The 19,858-nt window shown below is 71.5% G+C and carries 21 protein-coding genes and 1 pseudogene; 12 read left to right on the top strand and 10 right to left on the bottom strand.

The features are described from left to right. Window positions 1–48 precede the first annotated feature (48 nt). A complete protein-coding gene (locus tag QC385_RS24445; RefSeq protein ID WP_279543496.1) occupies window positions 49–891 on the top strand; it encodes an MBL fold metallo-hydrolase in 843 nt (280 codons plus the stop codon). A gap of 18 nt (window positions 892–909) precedes the next feature. Here the strand turns inward: QC385_RS24445 and QC385_RS24440 are convergent, their stop codons facing one another. The 3 genes from QC385_RS24440 to QC385_RS24430 all read right to left on the bottom strand — a co-directional run bounded on the left by QC385_RS24440 (window position 910) and on the right by QC385_RS24430 (window position 3,286). Then, window positions 910–1,272, bottom strand: a complete 363-nt coding sequence (locus QC385_RS24440; RefSeq protein WP_279543495.1) for a hypothetical protein — start codon at window positions 1,270–1,272, stop codon at window positions 910–912. Window positions 1,273–1,739: 467 nt separating this feature from the next. Further along, complete coding sequence (locus tag QC385_RS24435) at window positions 1,740–2,453, bottom strand: ribonuclease H family protein (protein ID WP_279543494.1); 714 nt, start codon at window positions 2,451–2,453, stop codon at window positions 1,740–1,742. 35 nt (window positions 2,454–2,488) lie between these two features. Continuing rightward, window positions 2,489–3,286, bottom strand: a complete 798-nt coding sequence (locus tag QC385_RS24430; protein ID WP_279543493.1) for a VOC family protein — start codon at window positions 3,284–3,286, stop codon at window positions 2,489–2,491. 179 nt (window positions 3,287–3,465) lie between these two features. Here QC385_RS24430 and QC385_RS24425 point away from each other — a divergent pair. The 4 genes and pseudogenes from QC385_RS24425 to QC385_RS24410 form a co-directional block, all read left to right on the top strand. Next, a pseudogene (locus tag QC385_RS24425) lies at window positions 3,466–3,561 on the top strand (hypothetical protein); the annotation flags it as partial. 92 nt (window positions 3,562–3,653) lie between these two features. Continuing rightward, window positions 3,654–3,932: a hypothetical protein gene (locus QC385_RS24420; RefSeq protein WP_279543662.1), complete on the top strand. Its 279-nt coding sequence runs from the start codon at window positions 3,654–3,656 to the stop codon at window positions 3,930–3,932. 138 nt (window positions 3,933–4,070) lie between these two features. Continuing rightward, on the top strand, window positions 4,071–4,976 hold the full coding sequence (locus QC385_RS24415; protein ID WP_279543492.1) for an SGNH/GDSL hydrolase family protein: 906 nt from the start codon (window positions 4,071–4,073) through the stop codon (window positions 4,974–4,976). A 31-nt stretch (window positions 4,977–5,007) separates the two neighbouring features. Beyond that, window positions 5,008–5,883, top strand: coding sequence for an aminoglycoside phosphotransferase family protein (locus tag QC385_RS24410; RefSeq protein WP_279543491.1), 876 nt, complete (start codon window positions 5,008–5,010; stop codon window positions 5,881–5,883). Between the two features lie 57 nt (window positions 5,884–5,940). Here the strand turns inward: QC385_RS24410 and QC385_RS24405 are convergent, their stop codons facing one another. Next, complete coding sequence (locus tag QC385_RS24405) at window positions 5,941–6,423, bottom strand: VOC family protein (RefSeq protein WP_279543490.1); 483 nt, start codon at window positions 6,421–6,423, stop codon at window positions 5,941–5,943. 318 nt (window positions 6,424–6,741) lie between these two features. Here QC385_RS24405 and QC385_RS24400 point away from each other — a divergent pair, with 318 nt between their 5' ends. Together QC385_RS24400 and QC385_RS24395 are read left to right on the top strand one after the other, a co-directional pair. Next, the gene (locus QC385_RS24400; RefSeq protein ID WP_279543489.1) at window positions 6,742–7,383 is read left to right on the top strand and encodes an ATP-dependent Clp protease proteolytic subunit; all 642 of its coding nucleotides are present in this window, start codon (window positions 6,742–6,744) and stop codon (window positions 7,381–7,383) included. Beyond that, window positions 7,383–7,985: a ClpP family protease gene (locus QC385_RS24395; protein ID WP_279543488.1), complete on the top strand. Its 603-nt coding sequence runs from the start codon at window positions 7,383–7,385 to the stop codon at window positions 7,983–7,985. The genes QC385_RS24400 and QC385_RS24395 overlap by 1 nt, the downstream gene beginning before the upstream one ends. Before the next feature lie 22 nt (window positions 7,986–8,007). Here QC385_RS24395 and QC385_RS24390 read toward each other — a convergent pair whose 3' ends face one another. Beyond that, entirely contained in the window at window positions 8,008–8,436 is a 429-nt protein-coding gene (locus tag QC385_RS24390) for a helix-turn-helix domain-containing protein (protein WP_279543487.1), read from the bottom strand. Window positions 8,437–8,697: 261 nt separating this feature from the next. Here QC385_RS24390 and QC385_RS24385 point away from each other — a divergent pair, with 261 nt between their 5' ends. Beyond that, a complete protein-coding gene (locus QC385_RS24385) occupies window positions 8,698–9,585 on the top strand; it encodes an RNA polymerase sigma factor SigF (RefSeq protein WP_279543651.1) in 888 nt (295 codons plus the stop codon). 132 nt (window positions 9,586–9,717) lie between these two features. Here QC385_RS24385 and QC385_RS24380 read toward each other — a convergent pair whose 3' ends face one another. Beyond that, a complete protein-coding gene (locus tag QC385_RS24380; protein WP_279543486.1) occupies window positions 9,718–10,182 on the bottom strand; it encodes an ATP-binding protein in 465 nt (154 codons plus the stop codon). Window positions 10,183–10,370: 188 nt separating this feature from the next. On the opposite strand from QC385_RS24380, the gene QC385_RS24375 reads away from it, so the two are divergent. The 3 genes from QC385_RS24375 to QC385_RS24365 are packed head-to-tail and all read left to right on the top strand — an operon-like array spanning window position 10,371 to window position 11,520. Beyond that, on the top strand, window positions 10,371–10,511 hold the full coding sequence (locus QC385_RS24375; RefSeq protein ID WP_279543485.1) for a hypothetical protein: 141 nt from the start codon (window positions 10,371–10,373) through the stop codon (window positions 10,509–10,511). Beyond that, the gene (locus QC385_RS24370) at window positions 10,508–11,092 is read left to right on the top strand and encodes a PRC-barrel domain-containing protein (protein ID WP_279543484.1); all 585 of its coding nucleotides are present in this window, start codon (window positions 10,508–10,510) and stop codon (window positions 11,090–11,092) included. Before QC385_RS24375 ends, QC385_RS24370 begins: the two co-directional genes overlap by 4 nt. Continuing rightward, window positions 11,089–11,520, top strand: coding sequence for a PRC-barrel domain-containing protein (locus tag QC385_RS24365; RefSeq protein ID WP_279543483.1), 432 nt, complete (start codon window positions 11,089–11,091; stop codon window positions 11,518–11,520). The genes QC385_RS24370 and QC385_RS24365 overlap by 4 nt, the downstream gene beginning before the upstream one ends. An 11-nt stretch (window positions 11,521–11,531) precedes the next feature. Here QC385_RS24365 and QC385_RS24360 read toward each other — a convergent pair whose 3' ends face one another. Beyond that, a complete protein-coding gene (locus tag QC385_RS24360) occupies window positions 11,532–12,701 on the bottom strand; it encodes a DUF6777 domain-containing protein (RefSeq protein ID WP_279543482.1) in 1,170 nt (389 codons plus the stop codon). A 179-nt stretch (window positions 12,702–12,880) separates the two neighbouring features. On the opposite strand from QC385_RS24360, the gene QC385_RS24355 reads away from it, so the two are divergent. Continuing rightward, window positions 12,881–14,179, top strand: coding sequence for a streptophobe family protein (locus tag QC385_RS24355; RefSeq protein WP_279543481.1), 1,299 nt, complete (start codon window positions 12,881–12,883; stop codon window positions 14,177–14,179). A gap of 60 nt (window positions 14,180–14,239) precedes the next feature. On the opposite strand, the gene QC385_RS24350 is transcribed toward QC385_RS24355, so the two are convergent. The 3 genes from QC385_RS24350 to QC385_RS24335 form a co-directional block, all read right to left on the bottom strand. Further along, complete coding sequence (locus QC385_RS24350) at window positions 14,240–15,226, bottom strand: serine/threonine-protein kinase (RefSeq protein WP_279543480.1); 987 nt, start codon at window positions 15,224–15,226, stop codon at window positions 14,240–14,242. Window positions 15,227–16,920: 1,694 nt separating this feature from the next. Then, window positions 16,921–19,251, bottom strand: a complete 2,331-nt coding sequence (locus QC385_RS24340) for an FHA domain-containing protein (RefSeq protein WP_279543479.1) — start codon at window positions 19,249–19,251, stop codon at window positions 16,921–16,923. A gap of 46 nt (window positions 19,252–19,297) precedes the next feature. Then, entirely contained in the window at window positions 19,298–19,708 is a 411-nt protein-coding gene (locus tag QC385_RS24335; RefSeq protein WP_279543478.1) for a hypothetical protein, read from the bottom strand. Window positions 19,709–19,858 lie beyond the last annotated feature (150 nt).

Below are 19,858 nucleotides of genomic sequence, written 5' to 3'. Positions count from 1 at the left end.
CAGCGACCAGCTCGATCACACCAGGACAGTGCGGTCTAAGATCCCGGGATGAGTGATGAGCTTCTTCGCCTTACGGTCCTCGGGTGCGCGACGCCGTACCCGAGCGTGGACAACCCGTGCTCGGGCTATCTGGTGTCGAGCGGCGACACCCGGATCTGGGTGGACGCGGGGAGCGGCACGCTCGGCCCGCTCCAGCGGCACGTGCGGTTGGAGGAGCTCGACGCCATCTGGATCTCCCACCTGCACGCCGATCACAGTGCGGACCTGCTCACCGCGTACTACGGCGCCCTGTACGCGGACATCCGCCTGACGTCGCCGATCCCCCTCTATGGCCCACCGGGAATCGCCGACCGGCTGGCCGGGTTCCTCACCAACACAGCGGTCCGCAGCCCGATCGAATCCGCCTTCTCCGTCACCGAGTTGGACGATGGGCATCAGGTGACCATCGGCTCGCTGCGGCTCACCAGCCGGGCGGTGGCGCACGGCATCCCGGCGTTCGCCGTGCGCATCGAGACGGACGGCAGGTCGCTGGTGTACTCCGGGGACACCGCGCCGTGCCCGAGCCTCACACAGCTGGCCGAGGGATGTGACGTGCTGCTGTGCGAGGCCGAGAGCGCGCAGGCGCCGACCGAGGGCGATCAGGTGCACCACACGCCCGAGGATGCCGGTAACACCGCCTGCGCGGCCCGGGCAGGGCGGCTGATCGTCACGCATGTCGGCCGCTTCATCACACCGCAGCAGGCGGTGGCACGCGCCTCGGCGCGGTTCGACGGTCCTGTCGACTACGCCACCCCCGGCGCCACGTTCACGATCGGTCAGGCCACGACCGCCTCGGTGCGCTCGACCAGCGGTGCGTTCACGGCCCGCCGTCAGAAGCGGGCACCGCAGTGATGAACACCATGCTGGTGGTCACTGCTTCCCCTCTCCCGCCGTGAACGGGCCGGTTGCGGGGGCTACACACGTGTCGACGACGGTCCTCTCGCCGGCTGCCGAGCCCTCCAAGCAGAGCCGTCCGCCCTTGTCACGCAGGTCGAGGAAGAATCGCGTGGTCGCACCGGACTGCCTGAGGTCGTGGATGCGCTCGTCGACATAGCCGAGGTCGTTCAGGGTCGCCCTGACCTTGGAAGGGGTGGGGTCCACAAGATCCCAGAGCGCTTGGGCGACGCGCTGTTCATGGAGGACGCTCGCGCACCAGTCGCGAGCGTCCAACTCCACTTCCGGGCCCGCAGTGGGGACGATGGGCTCGATCGCGCCCTCCGGCGGTGTCTCCACCGGACCGGTAGGCAGTGTCTCCGCCGGACCGGACGGCAGTGTCTCCGCCGGACCGGTCCGCGGCGCCGCTGGCGGACCCGTCGGCAGGGCCTCTGGCGGGGCGCTCGGGGGACACGACTGCGCGATCTTGTCCAGCATCGCGGTGAAGGCCGCGGCCGGCCGGCCTCCGGCGGCGTCTGCGGGCTCGGTCTGTTTTCCGCCGACGTTCGTCTTCTCGGTACCGCACGCGCCAAGTGTCAGCACAGCAAGGGCGGTTATCGCGAAAAGGAGCCGCGGGCGGCGAGCTGAGCCGGCGAACGTGCTGGTCGGGGCAGGGATTCCTCTCATGCGGACAGTTTCCGGTCGAGCCTCCCCCACCCACGTGAGTACGCGTACTGACGCGGGTGGGGGTTGATGCTCAACTTGGATGCCAGTGGTCTGGGCACGCAGAGGTCGCGACCGACCAGATCCGCCGGCCGCCGAGCCGGTCAGACGGTCTCGGCCGTGCGGCAGTCCGGGTGGCCCCAGCCGCGGTCGTTCTTGGCGATGGACTCACCGGCCGCGTAGGAGCGGCCGCACTGGCAGCGGCCGGGGAACTTCGCCTTGATCGTGCGCGCGGAGCCCTTCGCGGCGGACGCCTTGCCCGTGCGAGTCGCGCCGCCGCGCGACCGGGAGCGCGGGGCCTTGGCCGGGGCGTCCGGGGCGGGCGGCGGCTCGGGAGAACCGAGGCCGCTGCCCGCGGGCTCCTGGACGGTGGCGGCCTGGCTGGCGGCCCGGTCGGCGAAGTCGTTGAGCCGGTCGCCGTCGACCTGGTGGGCGGGCACGTAGCGGAACTCGACGGAGCGGCCGTCCAGGAGTTCGTCGATGCGCACGACGAGGTCCTGGTTGGCGACCGGCTTTCCGCCGGACGTCTTCCAGCCGTTGCGCTTCCAGCCGGGCAGCCAGGTGGTGACGGCCTTCATCGCGTACTGCGAGTCCATCCGGATCTCGAGCGGCACGTCCGGGTCGGTGGCCGTCAGCAGGCGCTCCAGCGCGGTGAGTTCCGCGACGTTGTTGGTGGCCTTGCCGAGCGGCCCCGCCTCCCAGCGCACCGGGCTCTCGGAAGCGTCGGCGACGACCCAGGCCCAGCCCGCGGGCCCGGGATTTCCCTTCGAAGCCCCGTCACACGCGGCCACAACACGTTCACGCATGGCCCCGATCATGCCATGGCCGCGTGCCCCGTCCGGCCTCAGGCCCCTCAGCCCAGGTCGGTCATCTTCGGCATCTCGCCCTCGGTCCTGGTGATGTCGATGATCGAGAAGTTGGCGCCCTGCGGATCACTGAGGGACGCGAATCGGCCGAACGGGGTGTCCATGGGCCCGAACCGCAGGACGCCGCCGAGCTTGGTGGCCTTCGCGACGGCGTCGTCGCAGTTCTCGACGGCGAAGTAGACGTTGATGTAGGGCGGCACCTCGGGCGGGAATTCGTCCGTCATCTTCATCCGGCCCAGCACGCTGCGCTCGCCGAGGTCGTAGATCCGGAAGTCCATCTCCCCGTGCTCCATGTCCTTCTGCGTGTAGGAGAAGACGGCGGGGAAGAACGCGTCGGACTTCTCGGGCTCGCGGGTGAAGACCTCCGCCCACGTGTAGGCACCCGGTTCGGCCATCGTGTCGAAGCCCTCATGGGTGCCCGCCTGCCAGACACCGAAGACGACACCGCCCGGGTCGCGGGCCAGGCACATGGTGCCGAAGTCGCCGACCTGCATCGGCTCCATCAGCACCTCGCCGCCGTGGTCACGGATCCGGGCGGCGGTGGCGGCGGCGTCCCGGGCCGCGATGTACAGGCACCACTGCGACTGGCCCTCCTGGCCGGGCATGGGCGGGACGACGGCGGCCACCGCCTTGCCGTTCGCGTAGGCCTGGGTGTAGTTGCCGAACTCCGTCGACGCCTCGGCGAAGGTCCAGCCGAGGACGTCTCCGTAGAAGCTCTTGGCCCCTTCGAGGTCGCTGAACATCGCGTCGGCCCAGCACGGGCTTCCTTCAGGTTGCACGGCCATGACTGCGGCCCTCTCCTAATGAGCGGATAGTCCGTTTCCTCACGCTAATCACCCCCGGGCGGGCCCGCGCGCCGAACGAGCGGTTCCGTCGCAGCCTGGGCGCGTGCCCTCGACCTGCCCGTGCGCCGGGTGGGCATCACGCCTGGTCACGAGGTCGTCGGTGTGGTGACCGGGTCGGTGTGGCCTGGCTGCGCCGTACCGACGGCGGCGGCGCGTACTGCGCGCGTGGCGCGGAGAACCTGTGTCCCCGCTCCGAGTACACGGGCTGGTGCACCGACGGCGGTTACGCGGAGTACACGACCGTGCCGGCGGCGTTCGCCTACCGGCTGCCGGACGGCGTGCCGGCCGTGGCCCTGGCTCCCCTGCTGTGTGCGGGCATCGCGGTGGTGTCCTGGCCAACGCCGGCATCCACCTCACGGACACACCTCCCCTGCACTACGAGACCGAACTCTTCTGTGAGAAGCAGGTGCGCAGCGCCGCCTCCAGCACGCGCGAGGACGGCCGCGGGTTCCTGACCCTCGCGGCGAGGTACGGCGTACGCGCGACCACCCATACGTATCCGCTGTCGCGGGCCGTGGAGGCCCTCACGGATCTGAAGGCGGGGCGGTTCGACGGGGCGGCGGTGCTGGTGAACGACTTGTCGTGAAGCTCCGCAAGTGCGGCTGACCCACCGTCACGTCATCGGCCGCGGGCCGCGTTCCCTGGCCGACGCGAGTCTTCCCCCGGGGGTCCGGCTGTGCTTGCCTGGGGAGCCGTTTCACCGGCCCGGGGCGGGAGTTGCCGTATGCGCAGACCGTGGTTCGTGGGTGTGCTGGTGGCGGGGTTGCTGCTCGGCGCGTGCGGCGATCCGTCGTCCGGGCCCGAGGCTCCCCCGCCGTCCGCTCCGGAGGTGTCCGCGACCACGCACCAGCGTGCCCCGGCCTCCTCCCCCAGCGTCCGGGCCCCCGCAAAGTCGCCCACCGTGCTGTACCTCGGGGACTCGCTCGCCATGGAGAACCAGAAGGTCCTCGGCCAGGAGCTGCGCCGGGACCTGCGGGCGAAGTACACGAGCGCCCCCTACTCGGGCACCACCCTGTGCGACTACCTGGAGGGCACGGCCGAGCGGTCCCTCGTTCCGGCCCGGGACAAGGCGGCCGCCCTGGTGCGGTCGCTGCGTCCGGACTTCGTGGTGTTGCAGTTCTGGGGCAACGCCTGGGACTTCACCTGGTGCATGGACAGGATCACGTACGACGGTGCGCGGGAGCGGTACTTCAAGCGGTACGAGGCCGACGCGCGCAGGCTCGTCGAGCAGATCGCGACGGCCGGCGGGGCCCACCGGCCTCGGATCGTGTGGGTGCTCCAGGGACCGGATCCCATCACGCCCGACCGGGTGCGCCGGGTGAACGGACTGTACGAGCGGCTGGCCGCCACGACGGGCGGCATCGTCGCCGACGCCGGAAAAGCGGTGAGCCCTGGCGCGGACCGCTACGCCTGGACGCAGTACCTCCCGTGCACCGCCTACGAGCGTGCCCATCCGGACTACTGCACTCAGCCGTCGCGCGACCGGACGGCCCTGCACCGGGACGACGACTACCTGCACTTCTGTCTGGCGCCCACGACGTCCACGCCGAAGCCGTGCCCGGTCCGCTCCCCCGGCATCCTGCGCATCGCCCGGGAGATCACGAAAACCATTCGACAGTCGGCGAGTTGACCGCTCGAATGACGGCATGTGCGCGGTGCGAATGCATGAGGACGAAGTGGACATCGACGTCTCGGTCGTCGGCCGGCTGATCGCGGGACAGTTCCCGCGCTGGGCAGGGCTGCCCCTGCGGCGCCTGGAGTCCTCCGGGACGGAGAACGCCATGTTCCGCCTCGGCGCGGACAAGGTCGTACGGCTCCCGCGGCATCCCCGCGCCGTCGAGGGCATCACGCACGAACTGCGCTGGCTGCCCCGCCTGGCATCCGGGCTGCCCACCGCCGCTCCCGAGCCCCTGGGGCGGGGTGAGCCCGGCGAGGACTTCCCGTGGCCCTGGGCGGTGTACGGCTGGCTGGACGGCCGCAACCCGGTGCCCGGCTCGCTGGAGGCACCCCGGCTGCTCGCCGAGGACCTGGGGGCGTACGTCACCGCCCTGCGCCGGATCGACGCGGCGGAGGGACCCATCGGATACCGGGGTGTGCCCCTGGCGGCCCGGGACCGGTTCATGCGTGAGGCGCTCGCGCAGCTGACGGGGCGGATCGACACCGCGGCGGTGACGGATCTGTGGGAGCAGGCCCTGCGCGTGCCGGAGTACGCCGGGCCGCCGGTCTGGGCGCACGGCGATCTGATGGCCGGGAACCTGCTGGTCAGGGACGGACGGCTGACGGCGGTGATCGATTACGGCACGGTGGGGGTGGGCGATCCCGCCGTCGACCTCATCAGTGCCTGGTGTGTGCTGCCCGCCGAAGTCCGCGACGTCTTCCGCGAGGGCGTGGGCGCGGACGAGGCCGAGTGGGCGCGCGGCCGGGGCTGGGCCCTGTCGATCGCGGTCATCGCGCTGCCGTACTACTGGGACACCAACCCGCCTGTCGCGGAGAACTCGCGGCATGTGATCAAGGAGATCCTGGCCGAGTCCCGGTAGGGCGGAAGCAACCGGTAGGGGCAGAAAGGAAAGCCGTCCTGCCCCTGTCGGGGAGCGTCATTCGCCCGCGTACGCCTTCTCCAGGGCCGCGATGTCGAACTTGCTCATCGCCATGAACGCCTCGGTCACCCGGGCCGCCTTCGCCGGGTCCGGGTCGGTGATCATGTCGTCGAGCCGGTCGGGGACGACCTGCCAGGACACGCCGTACCGGTCCTTGAGCCAGCCGCACGGGCCGGGTTCCCCGCCGTTCTCGGTGAGCCTGGCCCAGTAGTAGTCGATCTCCTCCTGGTTCTCGCAGGTGATCACGAAGGAGACCGCCTCGGTGAACTTGAACTGGGGGCCGCCGTTGAGCCCGAGGAACTTGTGGCCGTTGGCCGTGAACTCGACGGTCATCACGCCGCCGGCGGGCTGGGGCGTCCCCTCGGGGTAGCGGGCGATCTTTCCGACGCTGGAGTTCTTGAAGACCGAGACGTAGAAGTGGGCGGCCTCCTCGGCCTGGCCGTCGAACCAGAGACACGTGGTGAAACCGTCGGATGCCATGAGTACCTCCTGGAGCGGTGGATCGCTGTCATCTGTGTCGACCGGTCCGCGCCGGGAAACTCATCGGCCGGACGGGTGATCATTTCGCGCGCTGCTCGACGGTGGAGGAGAGCCCCACCTGCTGGTCAGTGATGTGCGGGAGTCCTCCCGGGAGTTGGGCGGAGAAGGGCTGGGACCGGCCGTGCGCGGAGCGCTCTGCCGGGAGCGGATCTGCCGAGGGCAGAGAAACGGTCTGCGGGCATCGTCCGAGGTCAAGAGTGGAGTCGACGGCACATCCGCGGTACGTCCGCGGCCCTTCTGCAACGACGAGGAGACCCGATGGCTCCACTGACGACACTCGCCCCGCGGGCGGAGGAGGGCGACACCCCTCCGACCCGGTTCGACGACCATCTGGCCGCCCAGCTGCTCGCGCAGCGCATCGTGCTGCTGGGCACGCAGGTGGACGAGGTCTCCGCGAACCGGGTCTGCGCCCAGTTGCTGATCCTTTCCGCGGAGGACCCGCGCACCGACATCAGCCTGTACATCAACAGCCCCGGCGGCTCGGTGCACGCGGGCCTGGCCATCTACGACACGATGCGGCTGATCCCCAACGACGTCTCCACCCTGGCCATGGGTTTCGCCGCCAGCATGGGCCAGTTCCTGCTCTGCGTCGGCACGCCGGGCAAGCGCTACTCCCTGCCGAACGCGCGCGTCATGATGCACCAGCCGTCGGGGGGCATCGGCGGCACCACCGCCGACATCGAGATCCAGGCGGAGAACCTGGAGTTCACCAAGCGGACCATCGAGCGGATCACCGCCGAGCACACCGGACAGACCCCGGAGACCATCTCCCGGGACGGCGACCGGGACCGCTGGTTCACGGCCGAGGAGGCCAAGGAGTACGGCATGGTGGACCGGGTTCTGGAGTCCCTCGCGGACATCCGCCCGGCGGCCACCCGGCGCAGGATGGGGCTTCAGTGATGGGTACGTACACGATTCCGAACGTCGTCGAGCGCACCCCGCAGGGCGAGCGGTCCTACGACGTGTTCAGCCGGCTGCTGTCCGAGCGGATCATCTTCCTCGGCACCGAGATCGACGACGGCGTCGCCAACGTCGTCATCGCGCAACTGCTCCATCTGGAGTCGTCGTCCCCGGAGAGCGAGATCTCGATCTACCTCAACTCCCCCGGTGGCTCGTTCACTTCGCTCATGGCCATCTACGACACCATGACGTACGTGCAGGCGCCGATCTCGACGTTCTGCGTCGGGCAGGCTGCCTCCACGGCGGCCGTGCTGCTGGCCGGCGGTGACACCGGGCGGCGGTTCGTGCTGGAGCACGCGCGCGTCCTGCTCGGGCAGCCGGCCACGGGCGGAGCGCGCGGCACCGCCTCCGACCTGTCGCTCCAGGCCAAGGAGATGGTGCGGATCCGCTCGCAGGTGGAGGAGGTGCTGTCCCGGCACACCCACCACGACGTGGCGACCCTGCGGGCCGACATGGACCGCGACAAGGTGCTCACCGCCCAGGAGGCGGTGTCCTACGGGCTGGCCGACGAGGTGCTCAGCCGGCGACTCGTGCGGGTCTGAGGCGCCGGCCGGCCCACCGGGCTCAGGCGGCCATGCACAGCCCCTCGGACGACGAGGGGGACATCCCGCGGCGGCTGCTTCCCGAGTACCGCGAGGTGACGCGGATCAGTTCGCCCTGCGCCCTCGACAGCAGGTCGCCGAGGCTCAGTCCGAGGGCGTGGGCGGCGGCCGCGAGGACCTCCGAGGAGGCTTCCTTGCGGCCGCGCTCCACCTCCGAGAGGTACGGCATCGAGATCCGCGCCTCGTCCGCGACGTCCTTCAAGGTCCGCTCCTGCGCCAGACGTTCGCGCCGCAGGACGTCACCGACCAGGTCACGCCACAAAGGTTCCTTCACGGCGGGAGCCGGTGGCCCCTGGCGGGGCGGAGCGGTGGCCGGGCGGGCGGCCTGGGGGCGCGCGCCGGGCGGGCGAAGGGGGATGACGCGGGCTTTGTTCGGCACGTGGTTGCTCACTTCTCCAGCCTAGGAGTCGTGGTCGTCAGGGGAAGGGGCCGGCGTTCCGCCCTGGGTGGAATCGCCGAACGGGACGGCGGGCAGGCGGCGTTGGGACATCCTGGCTCCGCTGCACCAGGTGTGCTCGACGGCCCCGGCCGCCGCACGCCACCGGCTTTTCCGCGGTTCGGCGGATCGCCGGGCATGTGTAGCAGATAACCGGGTACCCGCAACCCGGAGGGACCTAGGCAGATGTCCGACCCGACGTTCATGGGAGAGGTAATGGAGACCGCCGTGATCCGGTCGCAGGCACAGGTCGTCGAAGAGAACGCGGAGGCCGGCACTGGTGACGGAGCACTGCCGGGAGTCGTGGACCCGCGGTCCGTGGCCCCGCGGGACGCCAGGGAGCTGTCCCGCCAGTTCTTCCAGCGCCTGACGGAACTCGAAGAGGGCACGCACGAGTACCAGTACGCGCGCAACACTCTGATCGAGATGAACATGTCGCTCGTGCGGTTCGCGGCCGGCCGGTTCCGTGGCCGCGGCGACGACATGGAGGACATCGTCCAGACCGGCATGATCGGCCTGATCAAGGCCATCGACCGGTTCGAACTGTCACGCGAGGTCGAGTTCACCTCCTTCGCGCTGCCGTACATCGTCGGTGAGATCAAGCGGTTCTTCCGGGACACGACGTGGGCGGTGCACGTGCCGCGGCGGCTCCAGGAACTGCGCGTGGAGCTGGCCAAGGCCCGCGAGGAACTCGCCAGTCGGCTGGACCGCGAGCCCACGGTCACCGAGCTGGCCACGCTGATGAACATCTCCGAGAAGGAGGTCGTCGAGGGCCAGATCGCCGCGAACGGGTACAACTCGTCGTCGCTGGACGCCGCACTCACCGGCGACGGCCCGGAAGGCGGCGAAGCGGTCCTGGCCGACTTCATCGGCGTGGAGGAGGACGGGCTGAGGCTCGTCGAGGACTTCCACTCGCTCGCCCCGCTGATGGCGGAACTCAGCGAGCGCGACCGGCAGATCCTCCACATGCGGTTCGTGGAGGAGGCCACTCAGGCGGAGATCGGGGAGCGGCTGGGCTGCTCGCAGATGCACGTCTCCCGCCTGATCAAGCGGATCATCATGCGACTGCGCGAGGGCATGCTGGGCGAGCTGGGCTGCGCCTGACGCGGCCGCGGACCAGCGGGTGCCGTCCTCCACACGCGGGAGTGGGACGGCGCCCGCCACCGTGTCGCCCCCCACTGTGTCGGCTCCGGGATTCCGGGGCTCCGGGTGGTTCAAGCAGCGTCGGTGAACGGCTCAGTCATCGGCTTCGTCGGTGAGCGGCAGCACGGCGCGTACCCGTTTGCCCACCGGCACCCGCTCCACGCTGACCTGCTCCGCGAGCGCGTGGACGATCTCCAGGCCGTGCCGCCCGACACGCTCGGGGTTGCGGGGGAAGATGCGGGGCAGGGCGGAGCTGCTGTCGTAGACCGACACCGTCACCGCGGTGTCCGTGCCGACGAGTTCCAGGATGTACGGCCCGTTGCTGTGCCGGTCCGCGTTGGTGACGAGCTCGCTCACGACGAGCTGCACCGCGCCGTCGGTCCGGTTGTCGATGCGCGCGCACCACTCGGTCCTGAGCTGCTCGAGGAAGAGCGCGGCGAAGGACCGCGCCTCGGCGATGCAGCCCTGCTCGCCGGTGTAGTGTGCCGCCCGCCTCAGCGGTTCCACGGGCACGTCGAAACCAGTCGGTATCACTGCCCCGTCCAGGTGGTCGATCATACGTTTCTCTCTGGGAAGCCGGACTGGCCGGACGCTCTGCACAGTGCTCGTACCCCGAGTCGGGCTTCGCAGTCCTGACAGGTCTTCGGCCCGTCCGGCGCCCTGGGCATTGTCCCCCGTCCGCGGGGCACCCGGTAGGAACCGGGACCGGCCCGAGGGCGGCCGGTCCGGATCGCCGGAGGTGCGCGGTGGTCTGGTGGATGTGGCTGGTCGTGGCGGTCGGGGCGCTCGCCGCCGTCGCCGTGGTGACGCTCGCCGTGCAGGCCGGCCGGCGCTCGGGGACGGTCATCGCGGTACGGCGCCGGCCCGGCGCGAAGGGCGAGCGATGAACGAGCTGATGGCGGCACGGAGCCTGACGACCCTGCCGGTGGTCACCCTGGGCGGCGAGGCCGTCGCTCAGGTCAAGGACACCGTCTTCGACGCTGCCGCCGGGCGTGTCACCGGCTTCACGCTCAGCGGCCGGGGACTGCTGTCCGGCCCGCTGAAGCTGAGCCTGCCCTGGGCGGCCGTGCACTCGCTGGGCCATGACGCGGTCATGATCGTCGACGCCGGGGCCCTGGCGGACACGCCCGTCGTGGTGGCACGCCGGGAGGCCCAGCAGGGCCGGGTGCTGCATGCCAAAGTGCTGACCGACGAGGGCACCGAGGTCGGTACGGTGCTCGACGTGGTCGTCGAGGGCGGCACGAGCGGCCGGGTCGTGGGCTTCCGGATCGCCGCGGGCAAGGCGCTGATGCAGGGCTCCAGGCGGCGTCGGCACCGGGTGTACGTGCCGCGTGGCGAGACGCTCGCGGTCTCCGGCCGGGCGCTGGTGATCCCGGCGGACGCCACCCGCTACGTGGCCGACGACCTGCCGTCCTTCGCCGCCCGGGTCGGTGCCTTCCACGAGGGGCGGGAGGGGACGCCGCCATGATGCTGTTCTCGCAGGCGCGGGGGCTGCCGGTCCTGACGCTGACCGATGCGGAAGAGATCGGCGTGCTGCAATCCCTGACGGTCGACGCCCCCTCCGGTGTGGTCACCCACGTCAGGGTGCGCGGCAGGCATTCCCGCAAGGAGTCCGTGCTGGCCTGGGGCGCCCTGCACGCCATCGGTCCGGACGCCGTGCTCGTCCGCTCGGCCGCCGCCCCGTCCGGGGTGCCGCCACACCACGAGCTGCCGGGCCTCAGGATCCTCGCCGAGACGGGTGACGAGCTCGGCACGGTCCAGGACGTCGTGTTCGAGCCGGAGACCGGCCGCATCGAGGCGGTCCGCACCGCACACGGCGACCTGCCCGCCGATCGCCTGCTCGGGCTCGGCGACTACGCCCTGGTGGTGCGTGCCCTGGTGGTCCGTGCCGGGTGAACCGGTCCCGGTCAGGAGGCCGGCGGCTGGTCCGTCGTCCCGTTCCCGGTGCCGTTCCCGGTGCCGTTCCCGGTGCCGTTCCCGGTGTCGTTCCCGGGCGGAGGCTGCGGCGGCTCCGACGTCGGCGGCTCGCTCGTCGGCGGCTCCGACGACGTCCCCGGATCCGATGTCGGCGGTTCGCTCGTGGGAGGCTCCGACGAGGTCGGGTCGGACGGTGACGTCGGTGTGGTGACGCTCACCGACGGGGAGGGCTTGTCGGGCTTCTCGGTCTTGCGGTCCTTCGTGCCGGTGTCGCCCTTGTGGCGCTCGAACCACTCGCCGTCGGGCTCGCACATGACGAAGACGTCGACCGGCTTCGGAGCGGGCGTGACCGCGACGACGTTCGACGGCTTGTACCCCGGCCACACGTCGCCGGTCATCTTGGGCGCGCTCTGCTGGGCGACCGGCGCGGCCAGCGGGTTGCCGCACGCGCAGCGCACCCGGGGCACGCCGCGGTCGTCGACGAGGACGGCCGTGCCGGACTGGAGGACGGCCTGGTAGCTGGTCGCACGGCCGTCGCTGTAGCCGTGGTTGGTGACGCGGGTGTCCATGCGCAGCACCACGGGCGTCAGCGAGCGCAGGTAGGCGGGAACGTCGGGCGGGTCGACGCGGGCGACGGAGGCGAACGCCCGCTGCTTGTCCGGCGCCCCCTTGAAGAAGGTGATCTGCTTCTCCACGTCACAGCTGGCCACGTTGCGGGTGCCGCCGTAGAGGCCGGGCGCGCCGCCCTGGACGCCCTGGACGGCGTTCTGCGTGGCCAGCTCGGTGGGCGAGGGCGAGACCGGTGAGGCCGAGCTCTCCTTCGCCGTGGACTCGGTGAACGGGTCCGGGCCGGTGTCGGCCGCGGGCTGGAGGAAGACCTCGCCCTCGGACGTGCTGGTACCGCCGTCGGTCGCGCCCGTGCCGCCGCCGTCGGGCCGGGTGAACACCACGGCCAGGATCACCGCGGCCACGACGGCGGTGGCGATCAGCGCGACGCGGGGTACCGATCCCCACCACGGGCGGCGGGGCTCCGGCGCCTGCCCTCCCTCGCTCGGCGGCTCGGAGGGCGGCCCTCCTCCCGACGGCGGCTGGGAGGGACCCGACAGCGGGCCCGAGGGAGGTCCTGTGGGGTGGCCGGACGACGGCGGTTCGACGCTCACGAGCTCTTCTTCCCGCGTGGGTTCTCTGCGGCCTTCTCACACCTGAGGCGGTTCGTACCGGTGTATGCCGCTTTTTCCACTACGGGTTCATTGTGTGCTCCGGTCCCGTACGGCTCGCAAGCCGACGCGGACGGACCTCCCGACGGGCGTCCGGCGCGAGTGCTGCTTAGCGTGGCACCGTGAGTTCGCGCACCTCCTCCGGCCAGGCACGTACCTCCGGTGAGCGGGCCGTCGCCCGCCACGGCTGGGTGCATGCCCTCCTCACGGTGCTCGGCGGGCTGCTCGCCATGGCGGCTGTGTCCGCTCTGGGGCTGTGGGCGGCCGGGGCGGGGGGGCTCCCCGACGGCGCGTTCGCACCTGTCGTCCTGGCCACCGTGGTCACCGCCGTCGGGGGCGCTGTGAAGCTCTCCGGGAGCGCCGGAGACCTCGCCGAAACGCAGGCGAGCCTGACCGTCATCCCGCTCTCCGTCACGCTCACCGGGGCGCTGGTGATCGCCTGGGGCTTCCTGCGGCCGCTGCGGCACCGCGCGGTCGCCGGTGCCGCGGAGCTGGCCGGCTGGGCCGCCAGGATCGCGATCCTGTGGCTGCTCGCGCTGATCGGCCTGACGCTGGCCGCCCGCCATACGTTCGAGATCTCCCTCGGGAACGACGCACTGGGCGAACTCGGCGATCTGTTCGGCGCCTCACCGGAGATCGGGTTCACCACCGACGTTCCGCTGTCCGTGTTCGTCGGCGTGGTGTGGCTGGCCGGTGTGCTGGTGCTGGCCCTGCTGGTGTCGCGCGGCGCCCCGTTGCCGGCCCGGCTGCTGCGCTTCCAGACGTCGGTGCGGCCGGCCGCGTACGCGATGGTCGCGCTGCTGCTCGCCTACGTCGTCATCGGCGTGGTCGCCGGCCTGGTCGTCGCGGCGACCAAGGGGCACGCGGCGGAGACCTTCGCCGTGATCCTGCTCGGCATGCCCAACCTGGTGTGGCTGGCGCTGACGATCGGCCTCGGCGCCACCTGGAACGGCCGGGTGGAAGGGCCGTTCGGGCTGCCCATGCCGCATGTGCTCGACGAGGTGCTGCGCACCCCGGACATCGCCGAGCTGAACCTGCGGACGCTCTCCGAGCACGACGGCAGGGTGTGGTGGCTGCTGGTCGTCGACGCGGTGCTGCTGATCGCCGCCGCGTTCGTGATGGCGGCCCGGTCGCCTGCCCGGGTCCGGGCCTGGCAGCACGCCGTGCACATGGCGGTCGCGCTCGTGCTCACGGTGTTCATGATCTGCCTGGTCGGGCGTATCTCCGCGCACTTCGGCCTGTCCGTGCTCGGCATCGGCGACCTGGGCGGCGGCCTCGCGGGCGAGTTGTTCCTCAGACCCCGGCTGTGGGGAGCCGTGGGACTGGCCGTCCCGTGGGGGCTGCTGACCGGGTTCACGGGGGCGCTGCTGGCACGACGCGTACGGCGGCGGGGCGAGGTGCGCGCCGAGCGGGCGGGCTGACACCGGCACACCGACTGGCCTGCGGCCGCTCGCTACGTCCGCTGCTCTACGCCCCCTGCGCTACGCCCGCTCGAGGAAGACCGGTTCGGCCCAGCGCGGGGGCGGCTTCGGGCGCTCCTCCCCCGGTTGCCGGCCCGCTCGAGCGGGGGCGGCCCCGGTGACGACCCCGCCACCGGCCGCCGCGGCGCGCAGCGCGGCGACGAAGTCGAGGCAGGACGGATACCTGTCGTCCGGGCGCTTGGCGAGGGCCTCGGCGAACACCGCGTCCACCTGTGGTGGGAGGTCGGGGCGGGTCTCCGTCAACGGCGGCGCGTCGTCGTACTGGTGGGCCCACAGCAGGGCCATGTCGTCGTCCCGGAGGAAGGGCGGGTGGCCGGCGAGGATCTCGTAGACGACGCAGGCGAGGCCGTACACGTCACAGCGGGCGTCGACCGGGCGACCCGAGATCTGCTCCGGGGCGACGTAGTCGAGTGTGCCGACGAACTGGCCGACCGTGGTGAAGCCGGTGAGCGACAACGACTTCTTCGTCAGACCGAAGTCGGTGAGGTAGACGTGTTCGGGATGGTCGCTGTCGGTTCCGCGGGAGACCAGGATGTTGCCGGGCTTGACGTCCCGGTGCACCAGGCCGTGGTCATGGGCCGCGTCGAGCGCGGAGGCGACCTGGGCGGCGACGCGCACGGCGGTGGCGGGCGGCAACGGGCCCTCCCGGTCCAGGAGATGGCGCAGATCGCTGCCTGCGACGAAGCGCATCGCGATGTACAGCACTCCGTCCGTCTCGCCGGCCTCGAAGACCGGCACGATGTGCGGGTGGTCGATCGCTGCGGCGGCCCGGGACTCGTGGGTGAAGCGGCGCCGGAAGGTGTCGTTGCGGGCGAGTTCCGGGGCCAGCAGCTTGAGCGCGACGGTGCGCTCCAGACGCAGGTCCCGGGCCCGGTAGACCACGGCCATGCCGCCGCGCCCGATCTCCTGCTCGATCCGGTACCCGGCGATCTGCTGCCCGACCAGTTCGGAGGGCCGCCCCGAGAACAGACTCGTCTCGCGGTTCACCGGGTGTCACCCTCGGGCGACACGATCCGGGTGGGCTCGGACCCCACGACCCGCGTGGGCGACGCCTCGGCCGGCCGATCCGCTTCCTTGTCCGACGCCTGCGCGCCGTCCCCCTCGGGGGACACGACCCGGGTGGGCGACGCCTCGGGGGACGCGACCCCCGTCGGCTCAGGCGCCTCGGGATGCGCGATCCGAGGGGACTCGGGAGCCTCGGGAGACACGACCCTCGTCGGCTCGGGAGCGCCGGGAGCTGCGGGAGATACCAGCCGGGCGGGCTCGGGGGCCTCGGGAGGCACGGTAGGAGCGGGTTCGGGCGCCTCAGGAGTCGCGACCCGCGTCGGCTCCGCAGTCTCCGGCGACACCACTCGGGTCGGCTGTGCAGCCTCAGAAGGCTCGCCCCGGAGGGGCTCGGGCGCCTCAGGCGACAGCACGCGCGTCGCTTCAGCAGCCTCAGAAAGCTCGACCCGAGGGGGCTCGGACGCCTCGGGCGACACCACGCGCGTCGCCTCCGCAGCGTCAGAAAGCCCGACCCGGAGGGGCTCGGACGCCTCACGGGACACCACCCGCGTCGCCTCCGCAGCCTCAGCAGGCCCAACCCGAGGGGGCTCGGACGCCTCAGGCGACACCACCCGCGTCGCCTCCGCAGCCTCAGAAAGCCTGACCCGGAGGGGCTCGGACGCCTCACGGGACACCACCCGCGTCGCCTCCGCAACCTCCGATGACACCACCCGCGTCGGGTCCGCAGCCTCAGAAGGCTCGACCCGAAGTGGCTCAGACGCCTCAGGCGGCTCCACCCCCGGGGGAGCGGAATCTTCGCGAGGGACGATCCGAGTGGGCTCGGGAGCCTCAGGAGGCTCGACCGGGCTCGGCTGTGCAGCCTCCGGCGGCACCGTCCGCCTCGGCTCGGCAGCCGCGGGCGAAACGACCCGCGTCGGCTCGGGCGCCCCGGGCGGCTCACCTCGCGTCGGCTCGGCAACCCCAGGCCGCACCACCCGCGTCCGCTCGGCAGCCTCGCGAGACACGGATGCCGGAGGCTCAGGCGGTACAACCCGCGTGGGCGGCGCCTCGGTCGGCGGGGCGGGCCGTTCGGCCTGGCCCGGTCGGTCGGCCCGGGGTGTCGTCCCGGCGGCCTCCGCGGGCACGATCCGGGTGGGTGCGCGTACCGGGGCCGGAGGCTCGGACGGGCGGGGCTCCGGGTGCGCACGGGGCGTGTCGTCCGTCGCGTACGTGTTCGCCCGGGTGCCGTCGGCGTACACCCAGTGCCCGTGGGCGGCGTCGTAGAGCCACACGGACTCGCCGTCGACCACGACGCCGATCCGCAGCCCGTGGGTGCGGGCGTGGAAGGACTCCCGGTCCAGACCGCCCGCGAGGTCCTCGACCGCGGACCGGTAGCGCGCCAGGGCTTCCTGCGTACGGGCCAGCAGCGGGCGCGGATCGGCGCTGCGGGTGAGCGGCCCGTCCGCGGCGGGCGGGTCCTGCGGCACGGTGACCAGGCGGCGGCCGTCGACCCAGGCCGACCAGCCGTTGAAGCACAGCACGTGCCCCCAGTCGCCCTGCCTCTCCAGCAGCTGCACCGGCAGCAGGGGGTCCAGGTCCACCGTGGGCCGGGACGGGTCGGGGGCCTCCCAGGCGGGCATCCCGTTCTGCGGAACCACGTGCGTGGGCCGGAATCCAGGAGTCGTCACAGGCGCTCCCTACTTCCGCATCACGGCCGGTTCGTGGCGGCGCAGCAGCCGGGACACCAGGAAGCCGAAGAGGACCGACAGGACGAGCAGCATCCCAACGTCGAGCAGCCAGATACCCGCCGAGTGCTCGAACAGAGGGTCCTTCGTAAGATCGTCGGGCACGATCCTGGCCAGCCCGACCGTGCCGGCCATCGCGGCCAGGGCCCAGCGTGCGGGCACCAGCCAGCCCAGTTGCTCGAGCCCGGGCACACCGTCCAGCTTCAGGAGGGCACCGCAGAAGACGACCTGGACGATGGCGATGAGCACGAGCAGCGGCATCGTCACCTCCTCCTTGCGCACCAGCGCGGAGATGAACAGCCCGAGCATCATGGCCGTGAACGCCAGCAGGGCGACGGCGACCGCGATCTCCACCAGGGGCGACATCAGCACGCCTTCGCCGCCGGGTGCGTTGAGGTCCACGCCGAGCAGGGCGACCAGGGTGAGCACCACCGCCTGGAGCACGGTGATGACACCGAGGACGACGACCTTGGACATCAGGTACGCCGATCTGGACAGGCCCACCGCCCGCTCACGCTGGTAGATCACCCGTTCCTTCACGAGTTCGCGCACGGCGTTGGCGGCCCCGGTGAGCACCGCGCCGACGCACAGGATGAGCAGGGCGTTCATCGCCGTTTCCTGCGTCAGCTTGCCGCCCGCCAGGGCCCGCGCCATCACGCCCATCACGAACGGCAGGGCGATCATGATGATCAGGAAGGTGCGGTCGGCGCCGAGCGCGGCCGCGTACCGGCGCACCAGGGTGCTGAGCTGGGCGGCCCGGTTGCGCGGCCGGGGCGGCGGAGTGATGACGACGGGTTCGGAACGGGGCTGTTGCGGCTGGGCGGAGGCGTCGGCGACGTACCGCCCGTGGAAGGGCGAGGTGCTGTAGTCCCCGGCCCAGTCCCGGTCCACGTCCCGGTCGAAGGCCTCGAAGGCCTCCGGCCACTGTTCGAAACCGAAGTACGCCAGGGCGTCCTCGGGCGGCCCGTAGTAGGCGATCTTCCCGCCGGGCGCGAGCACGAGGAGCCGGTCGCACACGTCCAGGCTGAGCACGCTGTGGGTGACCACGATGACCGTCCGGCCGTCGTCGGCGAGGCCGCGCAGCATGTGCATCACCGAGCGGTCCATGCCGGGGTCGAGTCCGGAGGTCGGCTCGTCGAGGAACAGCAGGGACGGCTTCGTCAGCAGCTCCAGGGCCACGCTGACGCGCTTGCGCTGACCGCCGGACAGGCTGTGCACATGCTGGTCGGCGCGCTGTTCCAGGCCCAGTTCGCGGATCACCTCGTCGACCCGGGCGCGCCGTTCGGCCTTGGCGGTGTCCTGCGGGAAGCGCAGCTCGGCGGCGTAGGAGAGAGCTTTGCGGACGGTCAGCTGGGCGTGCAGGATGTCGTCCTGCGGGACGAGACCGATGCGCTGGCGCAGCTCGGCGTAGTCGCGGTAGAGGTCGCGGCCGTCGTAGAGGACGGTGCCGTGGTCGGCGGGGCGCTGGCCGGTGAGGGCGTTGAGGAGCGTGGACTTCCCGGCGCCGCTCGGGCCGACGACGGCGAGCAGGCATTTCTCCCCCACCGGGAACGACACGTGGTCGAGCAGCGTCTTGCGGCCCCGGTCGACGGTCACCGCGAGGTCCTGCACGTCGAGGGAGACCTCACCGGTGTCGACGTACTCCTGGAGCTGGTCGCCCACGAGGCAGAACGCCGAGTGGCCGATGCCGACGATGTCGCCCTGTCCGACCGGGGCGCTGGTGACGCGGCTGCCGTTGAGGTACGTGCCGTTGTGGCTGCCGAGGTCGGTGATCTCGTAGGTCCCGTCGGGCAGGGCGCGCAGTTCGGCGTGCCGGCGGGAGACCACCAGGTCGTCGATGACCAGGTCGTTGTCGGTGGCGCGGCCGATGCGGACGGTGCGGGCGGGCAGCGGCCGTACGGTCGTGGGCTGCCGGTAGGTGCCCGTCACGGCCGGCATGGAGACGGCGGAGGGACGTTCCGGGGCCGGTGCGGTGCGGCCCGTCAGGACCACGCGCGGTCCGTCGGCCGGGTTGCCGAGGCGGATGACGCTGCCGGGGCCGACGTCCGACTCGTGGATGCGGCGGCCGTCGGTGTAGGTGCCGTTGGTGCTGTTCTCGTCCTCGATGGTCCAGTGCCCGTGGTCGGGTCTCAGTACCGCGTGGTGCCAGGAGACCCGGTCGTCGTCGATGACGATGTCGCTCATCGGGTCGCGTCCCACGTGGTAATCGCGGCCCGGGATCATCACGGTGGAGCCCGTCTCGGTCTCCAAAACGAGTTCTGGTGTTACCGATGACTGCGCCATGACCAAGATTCTACCGATTTGCCTGATGTATGACTCGGTGAGCCGCTCAGGCCACGGGTACGCCCAGCAGGCGAGCGGTCCGCTGCATCCGCAGGGCGTCCACGGACTCGGCGAGCAGTTCGTACTCGGTGGTGTCGTCGCTGGTGGCGATGCGCACCAGCCGTCCGGCCGCCAACTCCTCGGCGACCCGCTCCTGCTGACCGGGATCGGCGCACCAGGCGCGCAGCAGGGTGGGCACGTCGGGCACGGTCTCGGCGACCGGCACGAGCGCGCCCGGCGGTAAGTGCTCGGCGTCGGGCTGGGGGTCGAGGCGCTGGGCGATCCAGGAGGCGCGGTCGCGCAGCCACCACAGGGCGAGGGCGAGAGTGGGCGCCCGGTAGGTACCCAGGGGGACCCCGATACGGCGACCGTCGCATACTCCGTACGCCGTGACATGGCACAGAAACTCGTCGTGCACGTGCCCCTCCCCCGCTGCCCTGCCCGCCTGCCCGGTTTTCCTGTCCTGCGGCTCGCGTGCTGTGCGTGAGGGCGCTGTCGCTCGATGTGAAGCGCTCTCGCTGGCCAGTATGTTCACTACTGAAACACTGTCACCATGTCTTTCCGGCCA

The sequence above is a fragment of the Streptomyces sp. DH10 genome, assembly GCF_029813805.1.
In the GTDB taxonomy this organism is placed as follows: Bacteria; Actinomycetota; Actinomycetes; order Streptomycetales; family Streptomycetaceae; genus Streptomyces; species Streptomyces coeruleofuscus.
Note: the sequence above shows the minus strand (reverse complement) of the source record. Positions and strands in the feature narration are given on the sequence as shown.

Excerpts from the sequence above, each read along its gene's own strand:
- QC385_RS24410 (WP_279543491.1), top strand. The coding sequence starts at position 5,008 with ATGCATGAGGACGAAGTGGACATCGACGTCTCGGTCGTCGGCCGGCTG.
- QC385_RS24340 (WP_279543479.1), bottom strand. The coding sequence starts at position 19,251 with ATGGCGCAGTCATCGGTAACACCAGAACTCGTTTTGGAGACCGAGACG.
- QC385_RS24365 (WP_279543483.1), top strand. The coding sequence starts at position 11,089 with ATGATGCTGTTCTCGCAGGCGCGGGGGCTGCCGGTCCTGACGCTGACC.
- QC385_RS24380 (WP_279543486.1), bottom strand. The coding sequence starts at position 10,182 with ATGATCGACCACCTGGACGGGGCAGTGATACCGACTGGTTTCGACGTG.
- QC385_RS24430 (WP_279543493.1), bottom strand. The coding sequence starts at position 3,286 with ATGGCCGTGCAACCTGAAGGAAGCCCGTGCTGGGCCGACGCGATGTTC.
- QC385_RS24445 (WP_279543496.1), top strand. The coding sequence starts at position 49 with ATGAGTGATGAGCTTCTTCGCCTTACGGTCCTCGGGTGCGCGACGCCG.
- QC385_RS24385 (WP_279543651.1), top strand. The coding sequence starts at position 8,698 with ATGGAGACCGCCGTGATCCGGTCGCAGGCACAGGTCGTCGAAGAGAAC.
- QC385_RS24395 (WP_279543488.1), top strand. The coding sequence starts at position 7,383 with ATGGGTACGTACACGATTCCGAACGTCGTCGAGCGCACCCCGCAGGGC.
- QC385_RS24435 (WP_279543494.1), bottom strand. The coding sequence starts at position 2,453 with ATGATCGGGGCCATGCGTGAACGTGTTGTGGCCGCGTGTGACGGGGCT.
- QC385_RS24405 (WP_279543490.1), bottom strand. The coding sequence starts at position 6,423 with ATGGCATCCGACGGTTTCACCACGTGTCTCTGGTTCGACGGCCAGGCC.
- QC385_RS24400 (WP_279543489.1), top strand. The coding sequence starts at position 6,742 with ATGGCTCCACTGACGACACTCGCCCCGCGGGCGGAGGAGGGCGACACC.
- QC385_RS24415 (WP_279543492.1), top strand. The coding sequence starts at position 4,071 with ATGCGCAGACCGTGGTTCGTGGGTGTGCTGGTGGCGGGGTTGCTGCTC.
- QC385_RS24370 (WP_279543484.1), top strand. The coding sequence starts at position 10,508 with ATGAACGAGCTGATGGCGGCACGGAGCCTGACGACCCTGCCGGTGGTC.